Source organism: Luteibacter anthropi (assembly GCF_023699965.1).
GTDB lineage: Bacteria > Pseudomonadota > Gammaproteobacteria > Xanthomonadales > Rhodanobacteraceae > Luteibacter > Luteibacter anthropi.
Window position 1 is genome coordinate 1,648,909 of record NZ_CP077072.1, and the last position, 12,838, is coordinate 1,661,746.

At 64.5% G+C, this 12,838-nt stretch carries 8 protein-coding genes; 5 read left to right on the forward strand and 3 right to left on the reverse strand.

The genetic code is table 11. The features are described 5' to 3' along the window. Positions 1-6: 6 nt before the first annotated feature. Positions 7-651: a bifunctional 4-hydroxy-2-oxoglutarate aldolase/2-dehydro-3-deoxy-phosphogluconate aldolase gene (eda, locus tag KR767_RS07405; RefSeq protein WP_250878653.1), complete on the forward strand. Its 645-nt coding sequence runs from the start codon at positions 7-9 to the stop codon at positions 649-651. A gap of 282 nt (positions 652-933) precedes the next feature. Beyond that, positions 934-1,788, forward strand: a complete 855-nt coding sequence (locus KR767_RS07410) for a DMT family transporter (RefSeq protein ID WP_250878654.1) — start codon at positions 934-936, stop codon at positions 1,786-1,788. On the opposite strand, the gene proP is transcribed toward KR767_RS07410, so the two are convergent. The 3 genes from proP to KR767_RS07425 form a co-directional block, all read right to left on the reverse strand. Continuing rightward, complete coding sequence (proP, locus tag KR767_RS07415) at positions 1,785-3,281, reverse strand: glycine betaine/L-proline transporter ProP (protein ID WP_250878655.1); 1,497 nt, start codon at positions 3,279-3,281, stop codon at positions 1,785-1,787. The two genes, KR767_RS07410 and proP, sit on opposite strands and share 4 nt — an antisense overlap. 313 nt (positions 3,282-3,594) lie before the next feature. Then, the gene (locus KR767_RS07420; protein WP_250878656.1) at positions 3,595-4,620 is read right to left on the reverse strand and encodes a LacI family DNA-binding transcriptional regulator; all 1,026 of its coding nucleotides are present in this window, start codon (positions 4,618-4,620) and stop codon (positions 3,595-3,597) included. Positions 4,621-4,685: 65 nt separating this feature from the next. Next, entirely contained in the window at positions 4,686-5,975 is a 1,290-nt protein-coding gene (locus KR767_RS07425; protein ID WP_250878657.1) for a sugar MFS transporter, read from the reverse strand. Positions 5,976-6,359: 384 nt separating this feature from the next. On the opposite strand from KR767_RS07425, the gene glk reads away from it, so the two are divergent. From glk to KR767_RS07440, 3 genes are all read left to right on the forward strand, one after another. Next, the gene (gene glk, locus KR767_RS07430; RefSeq protein WP_250878658.1) at positions 6,360-7,379 is read left to right on the forward strand and encodes a glucokinase; all 1,020 of its coding nucleotides are present in this window, start codon (positions 6,360-6,362) and stop codon (positions 7,377-7,379) included. 121 nt (positions 7,380-7,500) lie between these two features. Continuing rightward, the gene (locus tag KR767_RS07435) at positions 7,501-10,233 is read left to right on the forward strand and encodes a TonB-dependent receptor (RefSeq protein ID WP_250878659.1); all 2,733 of its coding nucleotides are present in this window, start codon (positions 7,501-7,503) and stop codon (positions 10,231-10,233) included. 269 nt (positions 10,234-10,502) lie between these two features. Then, entirely contained in the window at positions 10,503-12,782 is a 2,280-nt protein-coding gene (locus KR767_RS07440) for a family 20 glycosylhydrolase (RefSeq protein WP_250878660.1), read from the forward strand. Positions 12,783-12,838 lie beyond the last annotated feature (56 nt).

The window sequence follows — 12,838 nt, forward strand, 5'->3', positions numbered from 1 at the left end:
GTAGAGATGAGCAACGAAGCGAAGCAACAACAGGTCGAATCCACGCTGCGGCTCGCGCCGGTGGTACCCGTGGTGATCATCGAGGACGCATCGAAGGCCGTCGGCATGGCGCGTGCGCTGGTCGCCGGTGGCGTGCCAGCCATCGAGGTGACCCTGCGTACGCCGGCCGCGCTGGATGCCGTGCGTGCGATTGCGGCTGAGGTGGAAGGTGCGTTTGTCGGCGTGGGTACGGTGCTCACGGCGAAGGATCTGGAGGCGGCTTTCAAGGCTGGCGCGAAGTTCGCGGTGTCACCGGGCAGCAGCCCGAGGCTGCTCAATGCGGCGGACGACTCCGAGCTGCCGCTGCTGCCGGGCGCCGCGTCGGCCAGCGAGGCGATGGAGTTGCTGGAGCGCGGTTACCGTTTCCAGAAGTTCTTCCCGGCCGTGCCGGCCGGTGGCCCGAAGCTGATAGGTGCCTGGGCTTCCCCGCTGCCGCAGATCCGCTTCTGTCCCACCGGCGGCGTCAGCCTCGCCAATGCGCACGAGTTCCTGTCGCTGCCGAACGTGGTATGCGTGGGCGGCTCGTGGCTCACCCCGGCCGACAAGCTGGCCGCAGGTGACTACGCTTCCATCGAAACCCTGGCCCGCGAAGCGGCCCAGCTGAAACGCTAAGGCTAACGCACGGTAGAAGTCCCCACCTACCGTCGTTCCAGCGAAAGCTGGAACCCAGCGCGGTGCGGTGGGTTGTCGCGAGGGAATCTCCTACGCTGAAGCCGATGCAGCGCCCTCGCCGTGCTGGCGAACCGGGGCGCTGGGTTCCTGTTTTCACAGGAACGACGAGCCAAGGGCAACCGTCACCCCACCTGCCGGAACAACGAGTGGGGTATCCAGGGTGTTTGCGCCGGGCGCGCTACGGGCGCATTCTTCGCCACCTTGAACCCGGGCGTCGTTTCCATGCTCTACATCCTTCTCGCCGTCGCCTTCAGCGTCGCCGTCTCGATCCTGCTCAAGCTTGCCCGCCGGGCCGGGATCGACATCGTGCAAGCGGTCGGCACCAACTACATCGTGGCGTCGGCGCTCACCTGGTGGTTGCTCAACGGCACGCCCCGGGCTGCTCTCGATGCCCGGGCGACCTGGACACCTCTGATTGCCCTCGGCGTGCTGCTGCCCTCGATCTTCATCGTCATGGCGCGCTCGGTGCGCACCGTTGGCATCGTGCGTACCGACGTGGCCCAGCGACTCTCGCTTTTCGTTTCCCTGTTTGCCGCCTTCGTCTTCCTCGGCGACACGCTCACGCCGCTCAAGGGTGCCGGCATCGGCCTGGCCCTGGTCGCTGTCCTGTGCGTGCTCTGGCGCAAGGAGCGCGGCAAGGTGGAAGCCGGAAGCTGGTGGGCGCCCCTGCTCGTCTTCGCAGGTTTCGGCGCCATCGACGTCTGTTTCAAGCTCATCGCACTGGCCGGCGCATCGTTTGCCAGCGCCCTGCTCGCCGCCTTCCTGATCGCGATGGTGCTGTGCTGGCTGGTGGCCTTCGGCCGGGCTGTGGCCGGCAAGGCGGCGCTATCCCTGCGCAACCTCGGCTTTGGCGCCGTGCTGGGCGCCTGCAACTTCGGGAACATCCTGTTCTATATCCGTGGCCATCAGGCCCTGGCGAGCGAACCGTCCCTGGTCTTCGCCTCGACCAATGTCGGCGTCGTCCTGCTCGGCACGCTCGTGGGCGCGTTCGCGTTCCGCGAGAAGCTCTCGGCGCTGAACTGGCTGGGCATCCTGCTCGCCATTGCCGCCATCGGCGTGATGACGCTGGCCCGCTAGGCGGGCTTCGCCTCACCCTCGGCGTTACTGTCTTCAGGCAGTGCAGGCAGCGTTTCATCCACTGTCAGCGGTGCATCGCCGGCCAGCAGTTCGCGTGCCTCGGCATGATCGGCCACGGCCGGCGGCGAGCCACGCAGCGGCATGCCGGCGGTTTCGGTGACGAACAGCATCGTGATGATGCCGATGATCGCGGCACCCATCAGGTAATACGCCGGTACCAGCGGATCGCCACTGCGCTCCACCAGCCACGCCGTGACCAGGGGCGTCGTACCACCGAACAGTGACACCGACACGTTGAACGCGATGGACAGCGCGCTGTATCGCACGGGCGTATAGAACAACGCAGGCAGCGTCGACGGCATCGTGCTCGTGAAGCAGACCAGCATCACGCCAAGTGCCATGAGGCCGGCGAAGATCAGCAGGTCGTTGCCCGTGCCCACCAGCAGCATGCAGGGAATGGCGAGCAACAGCATCGCCACGCACGCACCGATGATCATCGGGCGACGGCCGATACGGTCGCTGAAACGCCCGCCCACCACGTTGAGCGGCATCATCACCAGCATCACGATGATGATCAGCAGCAGGCCCTTGGCCTCGCTGTAACCCATCGTCACCGTGAGATAGCTCGGCATGTAGGTGAGCAGCATGTAGTCGGCGACATTGAACACCAGCACCAGGCCCACGCATTTCAGCAGCTGCGGACCATGCACGGATACCAGTTCCAGCAGGCCGATGCGCGGCGTATCGCCATGCGCTTCCATCGCTTCCGCATGTGCCTTGAATGCAGGAGTTTCCTCCAGCTTCATGCGCATGTATAGGCCGAGCAGGCCCAGCGGCCCGGCAACGAGGAACGGCACGCGCCAACCCCATGCGTGCATGTCCTGCGTGCTCAGCAGCATGGTGAGTGCGGTGACCACGCCGGCGCCGGCGATATAGCCGCCCAGGGTGCCGAACTCCATCCAGCTGCCCATCTGGCCGCGCCGTGCATCGGTGGAATACTCAGCGATAAACGTGGCCGCCCCACCGTATTCACCACCGGTGGAGAAGCCCTGCACCAGTCGCGCAAGCAGCAAAAGGATGGGCGCCCAGATGCCGATGCTGTCGTAGCTGGGAATCAGGCCGATGGCGAAGGTGCCCAGCGCCATCATGATCATGGTGGCAGCCAGTACGCGCTGGCGCCCGAAGCGATCGCCCAAGGGACCGAACACGAGTCCGCCGATGGGGCGAACGAGGAAGGCCACGGTAAACGTCGCGAAGGTGGCGATCACCTGTGCGGTGGGGCTGCTGCCGGGAAAGAAGACATGCCCCAGCGTCACGGCGAGATAGCCGTAGACACCGAAGTCGAACCACTCCATGGCATTGCCAAGGGCGGCAGCGCCCACGGCGCGCTTCAACATGGGTTCGTCGACGATGGTGAGATCGTCGGGTTTCAGATGCTTGCGACGGCGGGTAAACCAGCCGAAATGGGCGTCATGCCCTGCGGAATCCTGCATCGTGTGTGCTCCTGTTCACGCGGACGCGCAGGCACACGAACACGTGGCCGGGATTGCCGTCCTGGGGATAGGGATGCGCAACGCGAAAGGCGGCGCTCGAAACGGTCCGCCGGTAAACGATTGGGGGACTCGCGGGATGTCCTGCACAAGGCGTCGAGGCTCGACGCGGGGAGGACATCCCGCAAAGCATAACAAACCGGGCGTTAAGACCCTGTGGACTCCCGAAAACCCCGTAGGAGCGCGCCTTGCGCGCGACCGGTCATCGCGAAACCATGGGAATATCCGCGACAAGCAGTCGCGCGCAGGCGCGCTCCTACAAGCGTCTTGGGGCCGTGGAGCCGCGTACTACCAGTTCGGGGCTGAAGCCTTCGTTGTCGATGGCGGCGCCCTCTTCCCGCTCCAGCTCCGCGATGAGCCGCTGCGCCGCATGCCGGCCGATCTCGTCGGTGTTCTGCCGCGCGGTGGTGAGTGCCGGCCACGACTGCTTGGAGAACGGGCTGTCCTCGAAGCCGGCGATGGAAAGCTCCCAGGGCACGTCGACGCCACCGGAGCGGGCGGCGGCCAGCACGCCGGCGGCGATTTCGTCGTTGGAGCCGAAGATGGCCGTCGGTGCTTCCTTCAGCGCGAGCAGCTTGCGCGCACCTCGAAAACCGTCGTCGAAGGAATAATCGCCCTCCACCACCAGCTTCTTGTCCACGGGCAGGCCGTATTCGCGCAATGCATCCTCATAGCCCTGATAACGCTCGGGGCTGGAACGATGTCCCTTGCCTCCCCACAGGAAACCGATGCGGTGGTGGCCTAGCTGGATCAGGTGTTCGGTGATGGCATAAGCGGCGTCGCGGTCGTCCACGAAGACGCAGGGCCAGCCGTCCTTCGGATCCTGGCGTGCCGAAATGATTCGCACGAAGGGTACGTTCTGCTCGGTCAGCGAGGCCAGCAGGCCCGGCTGTTCGGACATGGGTGGGCACAGCACCAGCCCGGCAAGACGGTTGCGCCGTACGAGGTCGCCCAGCTGCTCGGCCAGCCGCGGGGCGGACGAATCGCAGGGGTGGATCTGCAGGCCGAAACCGCGCTCCCGGCACACCGACAGCACGCCGTTCTGCATGGCGATGACGTAGTGCGCGTTGGGGTTGTCGTAGACCAGGCCCAGGGCATACGTACGCGAGCTGCGCAGGCTGCGCGCGGCCTGGTCGGGCTGGTAATCGAGGGCTTCGATGGCGCGCTGCACCTTGTCGCGGGTGCGCGCATGGACGGAAGGTTCGTGGTTGATGACGCGGGACACCGTCTTCAGCGAGACGCCCGCGCGTTCGGCCACGTCCTTGATGGTGGGGCTGCGCAATCTACGACCCTCATAAGCAAGACGGCCATCCTAGCGGATGGCCGTTGCACTGCGAAGATAGGGTGTCAGTCCTTGACGTGCTGACCGACGCGATGGCCTGCCGCCCCGTAGTACAGGATGTACAGGTAGCACGGCACCATGATCGCCAGGAACACCCCCTGGAAGTCGAACACCTGCTTCAGGTGGGCGAACAGCACCGGGATAATGGCGCCGCCGGCGATACCCATGACCAAAAAGGCCGAGCCGAATTCGGTCAGGCGCCCCAGGCCCTTGATGGCCAGCGGGAAGATCGCCGGCCACATCATGGCGTTGGCGAAACCCAGGGCGGCGACGAAGCCCACCGAGGTGTAGCCCGTGGTCACATAGGTGCCGATGGAGAAGATCACGCCCAGGATCGCCGAAAGCGCAAGGTATTTCTGCTGGGAAACGAACTTCGGAATCAGCACGAGGCCGGCGATGTAGCCCAGCAGCATCGCGAACAGGGTGTACGAGGTGAAGTGCTTGGTTTCGTCCGGCGAGATGCCGAAGCCCTGGCCGTAGGTGCCGATGGCGTCGCCGGCCATCACTTCCACGCCCACGTACACGAACAGGCACAGCACGCCCAGCCACAGGTGCGGGAAGCTCAGCAGGCTGCCCTTGGCGTGGCCGATGGCTCGCTCGGAGTTCTCGTTCGACGGCTTGATCTCGGGCAGCGAGGAAAACACCACCCAGATCGCCAGCACCACGAGCAGGCCGGCCATCACCATGTACGGCATGTGTACCTTGGCGGCAAAGGCGGCCAGCAGGGCATCCTTGTCGGCGGCCGTGGAGGCGGAGGCGATCTGCTTGTCGAAGCTGCCGATGTTGCTCATCACCAGGGCGCCGAAGACGAACGGGGCGAGCGCGCCGGCGATCTTGTTGCAGATGCCCATGAAGGCGATGCGCTGGGCGGCGCTGTCGATGGGACCCAGGATCGAGATGTACGGGTTCGAGGCCGTCTGCAACAGCGACAGGCCGGCACCGATCACGAACAGGCCGGTGAGCGCGCCCGGATAGATGCGCATGGTGACGAACTGGCCGAACAGCGCGGCACCGATGGCCATCACGAAGAGGCCCAGGCCCATGCCTTTCTTCATGCCCGTGCGCTTCAGGATGAAGGACGACGGCAGGGCGAGGAAGAAATACGACAGGTAGAAGGCCATCGGCACCAGGAAGGCGCCCACGTCATCGAGCGCGAAGGCCAGCTTGACGAAGGTGATCAGCGGGCCGTTGAGCCAGGTGACGAAGCCGAAGATGAAGAACAGGACACCGATGATGACCATCGGTACCAGGCTGGATTGGCGCGTCTCGTCGACGGCGACCGTGGTGGACGACATGGGAACTCCCCGCTTAGTTGTATGTGGTATCCCGGTCGGCATCACCGACGGACACGCCCCGGTTTTGTCCCTTTATTGACTCGTGTGCGCAACGTTGTCAATCAGCGAAAGCGATCCTTCGACTTCGTTGTCAGTCCCGGATGACTTTCGATGCTGCGATGCAGCAAGTATCTGACGAGCAAATAATCACGATTGAAAAGCGGGTGTTTTGCTTATCCCGGGAAAAACGGCAGGAAGCGGCTATTGCGGCGCATGACGGAAACCGGCATGTCTTGTCCGATAGTCATGTTGACAACGTTGTCATTCCACTCAAGACTGCGCCGGAATGCAGGGCGTCACGGAACATTCATGTGACGACACGGAATCAGTCATAAGGGGCAAGGCGTGGGCGAGTCGGCCAAACAGCGGGAAATCGTGCGTGCTTCGCGTCAGGAGGCGTTTCTCGCCGCCGACGTGGGCGGAACGCATGCCCGTGTAGGACTCGTGCAGCGCGCCGGCAACGGCATCGAAGTGCTGCGCTACGAGCGCTATGCCTGTGCCGACTGGCCGAGCCTTACCGCCGTGCTCAAGGACTTCGTCGGTCGCCTTGAAAGCCACGCTCCCATCGCGCATTGCGCCGTGGCCAGCGCCGGTTACGTTCTGGGCGACGCCGTGGTCAACGAGAACCTGCCCTGGCCGGTCTCCATCGGCGACATCCGCACGACGCTCGGCCTTTCCGGCCTTGCCGTGGTCAATGACTTCGAGGCGGTGGCCTATGCCTGCCAGTTCCTCGAAAGCCACCAGACTACGGCGGTGATCGAAACCACCGCCGAGCCGGCCGTGGGTCCTGTATTGGTCATGGGTCCGGGCACCGGCCTGGGTTCGGCCGTGCTGCTGCCGGGCACGCCGCACGCCACCGTGCTGGCGACCGAAGCCGGACAGATCTCGCTGGCGCCGGGCAACGAGCGCGAATCCGCCATCCTCGGTGTGCTTTCCCGTGGCCGCGACTACGTTTCCTACGAGACCGCCCTCTCCGGGCCCGGTCTGGTGAACCTCTACAACGCCATTTCGACATTGCACGGTGTGCCGTCGATCCTGGCCCAGCCCGCGGACGTCACCCGCGCCGCACTCGACGGGAGCGATCCGGTCGCGGTGGAGGCGCTGGATGTGTTCTGCGGATTGCTGGGCAGTTTCGTCGGCGACCTCGCCATGCTCTACGGCGCTCGCGGCGGCGTGTATCTCGCCGGCGGCATCCTGCCGCAGATCCGCGACCGGCTGCTGCAGAGCAGCTTCGCTACCAGGTTTTTCAACAAGGGCGTCATGCGCGCCTTTCTACAGCAAGTGCCGGTACGTCTGATGGACCACGGACAGCTGGGAGTGATCGGTGCCGCCGGTCTCTACCTGCACGGTTCGACCGCTCATTGAAGAGCGGGGAAGGAACGCTGACTCGTTAAAAAACCGGGCCCTCCAAGGCCCTTCGATAGCAACAAGGCACGGCGCGGTCGCGAAACCCGTCGACGCTTTCATCCTCTGAGGGGAGGACATCATGTCGCATCGTAGAAACCTGCTCACGGCGAGCATTGTCGCCGCACTGTGCTGTATGACCGGAGCTGCCTTCGCGCAGGATTCGGCAGCACCCGCCAAACCGCAGACGGCCCAGGAAAAGGCCGATGCTGCCAAGGCGGCCCAGCTCGACGCGATCACCGTCACCGGTATCCGCGCCAGCCTTGAGAAGTCGCTCGACACCAAGCGCAATGCAGACGCGGTGGTGGAAGCGGTCACGGCCGAGGACATCGGCAAGTTCCCGAACACGAACGTCGCCGAAGCGATGACCCAGATCCCGGGCGTCGTCATCGATCGTCAGTTCGGCCAGGGCGACCGCGTGTCGATCGACGGCACCGACCCCAGCCTCAACCTCACCTTCCTCAACGGCCAGCCGATCTCGCAGACGCCGTGGCAGTACGGTGCGCAGCCGAACCGCGGCTTCGATTTCACCATGCTGGCGCCGGAAATCGTGGGTCGCCTGGAAGTGTACAAGTCGCCCGAAGCGCGCCTGCCGGAAGGCAGCCTGGGCGGCACCGTGATGCTGCACACGCTGCAGCCGCTGGACCTGCCGGCCAACACCGTGCGCGCGTCCTTCGGCCTGAACTACAACGACCAGGCGTCGTCGGGCAGCCGCCCGTCGGGTTCGGCGCTGTACAGCTGGAAGAACACCTCCAACACCTTCGGCGTGATCGCTTCGTTGCAGCACTACGAAGAGAAGATCGATCGCCAGGGCCTGGAGATCTTCAGCTACAGCCCGGTCTCCAAGTGGGCCGCCAGCCCGGCCGTCGCCGCCGGCATCGCCAACGGCACGCTCGATCCGAACGCCAAGGTGCCCGACGAGGTGAACTCGGCGTGGTTCCAGCAGAAGCGCAAGCGCGATACCGCCACGCTGGGCTTCCAGATCCGTCCGACCGACAACTGGGACATCGACGTCACCTCGCTGTTCGTCCGCGAGAACTTCGACAACTGGAACCAGTCGCTCTATCCGTTCACCGGTTCGGCAGGCACGCTGGGTAACGTCACCAGCTTCAACCAGGGTCCGAACGGCGTCATTACCGGCGGCCATGTCTGCGGCAACGACAGCCCGAACTGCCCGGCCATTGCGCAGGGCACGTACGACAGCAACGTCCGCAAGTCGGTGGTGCGTACGTCGGCGTTCGATGTGAAGTCGACCTACCACGGCGAAGGCTGGAGCCTCGGCGGTGCGGCCGGCTACAGCAAGGCCGTGAACAACAACATCTCGCAGGCGGTGATGGAACCGGTGTATGCCGGTGGCTACACCTGGGACATCCGTCGCGGTTTCAACTTCGACAACCCGGCTGCCGCGCGCGATCCGAACAACTGGCACATGGGCGACACCCCGGGACTCGGCGGCTGGCCGGGCAACTACGGCTCGTACAACGCACGTTCGCGTGACAGCTATGGCCAGCTCGATTTCACCAAGGATTTCGACTCCTTCGTCAACCAGCTGCTGGTCGGCTACCGCTGGAACCGCCACGAAGAGGGCATGAACGCCCACGTGTACGGCGGCAACGGCCCGATCTCGCTGGCCGACCTCGGCACCTCGGGCTATACCAACCTCGACGGCGTCAGCATGTGGGATGGCGCGGCCAGCCACATCATGCCGGACCCGGACAAGCAGTACGCCTGGGTGCGCGCCACGAACGGTGGTAACGAAGATCCGGGTACGTTCCTCAACGGCACGTACAAGATCATCGAGAAGACCAACGCGGCCTACGCACAGGCCAACTTCGCCGGCGGCGATTTCCACGGCAACGTGGGTATCCGCTACGTCGACACGAAGACCGATGGCTTCGGCTACAACTACCTCGGTGCCCCGGTGCTGCCGGCGCCGGCAGGCTCGTACGTGAAGTCGTCGCAGACCTCGAAGAACTGGCTGCCGTCGGTGAACATCGCCTATGACGTCGCCGAAGACGTCGTGCTGCGCTTCGCTGCCGCGAAGGTGCTGGCCCGTGCGCCGTACAACATGCAGGTCAACAACCTGTTCCTCAACGACACCGTGCTCACCGGCGCGGGCGGCGATCCGAACCTGAAGCCGTACAAGTCGAAGAACTTCTCCCTGTCGGCCGAGTGGTACTTCGCGCCGCAGTCGTACCTGGCCATCACCGGGTTCTACAAGAAGATCGACGACTACATCTTCATGGACGTGTTCCAGGAGCGTCACTTCAACTCGGCCACCTCGACCGATCCGAAGACCTTCGCCAGCCAGCTGGCAGCGGGCCTGTGCACGGCCGACGGCTTCTGCAACTACAGCGTCAGCCGTCCGACCAACGTCGGCTCGGGCAAGATCAAGGGTGGCAGCATCAGCTACCAGCAGGCGTTCGGCGAAACCGGTTTCGGTGTCACGGCGAACTACACCTATGCCAAGGGCACCCTCGATTCGGGCGGCTCGCTGCCGTACAACTCGAAGAACGCCTACTCGCTCAGCCCGTACTACGAAAAGGGCGCCTTCAGCGCACGTCTTTCGTACAACTGGCGCAGCAAGTACCTGGCAGGTGGCTACGTCGCGGGTGCGCCGCCGGCCACCACGGAAGACTACGGCGACCTGGGCGCCACGCTGGGCTACAAGCTCAACGACAAGGTCTCGTTCACCCTGGCAGGCATGAACCTGACCAACGAAGCCTACAAGCAGTACATCGGCATCAAGGACATGCCGGTCGCGCATTACACCACCGGCCGCCGCTACATGGCCTCGGTGCATTTCGACCTCTGATCGAATGTGATGGATCGGCGGCCACGGACGGCCGCACCACCCCTCGAAGCTTCATTCCCCACGGGCCCGACAAACCCTACTTTTCGGGCCCGCTTTTTTTGCACGAAACAAGCGTGCCATGTCGCGCTGCCCGGCCCGGGCCTGTGCCCATCCGGCGAAACCTTCGCGGAACACGCGGCACTTTACGAATATCCAACCTGTGCGTAGGGTCGAAGCTTTTACACTTCCCGCCCGGTTCAAGACTTCTCAACATCCACACAGGGGTAACTATGCGTCGCACTCTCATGCTCGCCCTGGCTCTCGGGTTGAGCGCATGCGCCAGCCAGCAGCCACGACACGACAACGCACCGGTCGATACGACGCCGTTATCCCTGATTCCCATGCCCGCGCAGCTCGCGCGTGCGCCGGGTCACTACCGCATCGATGCCACGACCGCGATCGTCGTGCCGGCTGGCAACGCCGCCGCGAAGCGCGTGGCGGCACAGTTGCAGGGCTGGGTGCGCCAGGCGCGCGGTTTTGCGCCGGCCATCGTGGAAGGCAAGCCCAGGGGTGGCGCCATCAACCTGGCGACGCAGTCCACGGCGAAGGGCCATGAGGGTTATACGCTCGATGTGGACGGCAAGGGTGTGTACATCGCCGCCAACGACGAGACGGGGCTGTTCTATGGCGCGGTCACCTATTGGCAGCTGCTGACCGATCCGGCGTCGGAGAACGGCGTGCCGGGCGTGCACATCGTGGACGCCCCCCGTTTTGCCTGGCGTGGCCTGATGCTCGATTCCAGCCGGCATTTCCAGTCGGTGACGGAGATCGAACATCTCATCGACCAGATGGCGATGCACAAGCTCAATACCTTCCACTGGCATCTCACGGACGACCAGGGCTGGCGCCTGCAGATTGATAAATATCCGAACCTCACCCAGCAGGGCGCATGCCGCCAGCCGGTTGGTCCCGACATCGCGCTGACCGGTGGCGCGAACAAGCCGTACTGCGGTTTCTACACCAAGGACGAGGCACGACAAGTCGTGGCCTATGCCGCCGAGCGTCACATCACGGTGATTCCCGAGATCGAGATGCCGGGCCATGCGCAGGCCGCCGTCGCTGCGTATCCGCAGTTCGGCGCAGGCAAGGGCAAGCATGCGGTGTCCTCGGACTGGGGCGTGAACACTGCCTTGTTCAATACCGACGATGCGACCTTCACCTTCCTCGAAAACGTGCTCGACGAAGTGATGGAGATCTTCCCGTCCACGTACATCCACGTGGGTGGCGATGAAGCCGCGAAGGACGAATGGGAGCATTCGAAGTCCATCCAGGCGCAGATGAAGAAGCTCGGCATCACCGACGAGGAAAAGATGCAGGGCTGGTTCGTGGCGCGCATCGGCGACTACCTCGACCAGCATGGCCGCCGCCTCATCGGCTGGGATGAAATCCTCGACGGCAAGGTGCCGGCCAGCGCCACCGTGATGTCATGGCGCGGCACGAAGGGTGCGATCAAGGCGGCCAATGCCGGGCACGACGTAGTACTGGCGCCCTCACCCACGCTCTATCTCGACCAGTTGCAGTCCACCCTGCCGGATGAACCGGCCGGGCGTCCTTCCGGCCAGTCGTTGCAGACGGTGTACGACTTCGACCTGGTGCCGCCGGAAATCGACGCGGCCAAGGCGGCCCATGTGCTGGGTGCACAGGTCAACCTGTTCGCCGAATACCAGCCTACCTGGGCGCGTATCCAGCATGCGATCTTCCCGCGCATCGCGGCGCTCGCGGAGCGTACGTGGTCGCCGAAGGCCGACTGGAATGGTTTCATCGCCCGCCTGCCCGCGCAGATGGCCCGCTATCGTTCCGCCGGCATCGTGCCTGCCGACAGTGCCTATGCCGTGGCGATCTCCGCCGAGCGCGTGGATGGCGACAAGGCACGCGTCACGCTGTCCAACCAGGTGAACTACGGCACCTTGCGCTACACCATCGACGGCTCGGCCCCCACGGCGCAGTCGAAAGCGTACGAAGGCCCGTTCGAAGTCACCTTGCCCACCACGATCCACGCCAATGTATTCTCGGGCGGTTTCGGCCTGGCCGGCCCGCGCGAGGAAGCCATCGATGCGAAGTCGCTGCTGTCCCGCAGCAGCGATCAGCTCGACAGCTGCGGCGACAAGCTGGTGCTGCGTCTTGAAGCACCCGACGCCATCGATGGCGTGCGCCCGGTGTACAAGGTGGACATCATGAACACCTGCTGGGTGTGGAAGAAGGTGCCGATGGATGGCCTGTACGGTATCCAGGTCAAGGTGGATCGCCTGCCGTACAACTACGCCCTGTGGAAGGACGCATCCGGCATCGTGTCGCGCAAGTCGAAGACCAGGGCCGGCGAGATCGAAGTCCACCTCGACAGCTGCGACGGCCCGAAGATCAGCACCATTCCGCTGGCCAAGGCCAACGACGGCCGCGCCACGCTGGACGGCATCCTGCCCAAGCGCGAGGGCGTTCATGACCTTTGCTTCGTGATCACCGGCAAGCCCGGGCCGAAGCTGTGGGTGATCGGGGATATCCAGTTGCGTTGAGGCTGACCGGTCGCGCGCGAGGCGCGCTCCTACAGGGAGCGCGCCTCGCTGCCTTC

Excerpts from the sequence above, each read along its gene's own strand:
- KR767_RS07425 (WP_250878657.1), bottom strand. The coding sequence starts at position 5,975 with ATGTCGTCCACCACGGTCGCCGTCGACGAGACGCGCCAATCCAGCCTG.
- proP (WP_250878655.1), bottom strand. The coding sequence starts at position 3,281 with ATGCAGGATTCCGCAGGGCATGACGCCCATTTCGGCTGGTTTACCCGC.
- KR767_RS07435 (WP_250878659.1), top strand. The coding sequence starts at position 7,501 with ATGTCGCATCGTAGAAACCTGCTCACGGCGAGCATTGTCGCCGCACTG.
- KR767_RS07440 (WP_250878660.1), top strand. The coding sequence starts at position 10,503 with ATGCGTCGCACTCTCATGCTCGCCCTGGCTCTCGGGTTGAGCGCATGC.
- eda (WP_250878653.1), top strand. The coding sequence starts at position 7 with ATGAGCAACGAAGCGAAGCAACAACAGGTCGAATCCACGCTGCGGCTC.
- KR767_RS07410 (WP_250878654.1), top strand. The coding sequence starts at position 934 with ATGCTCTACATCCTTCTCGCCGTCGCCTTCAGCGTCGCCGTCTCGATC.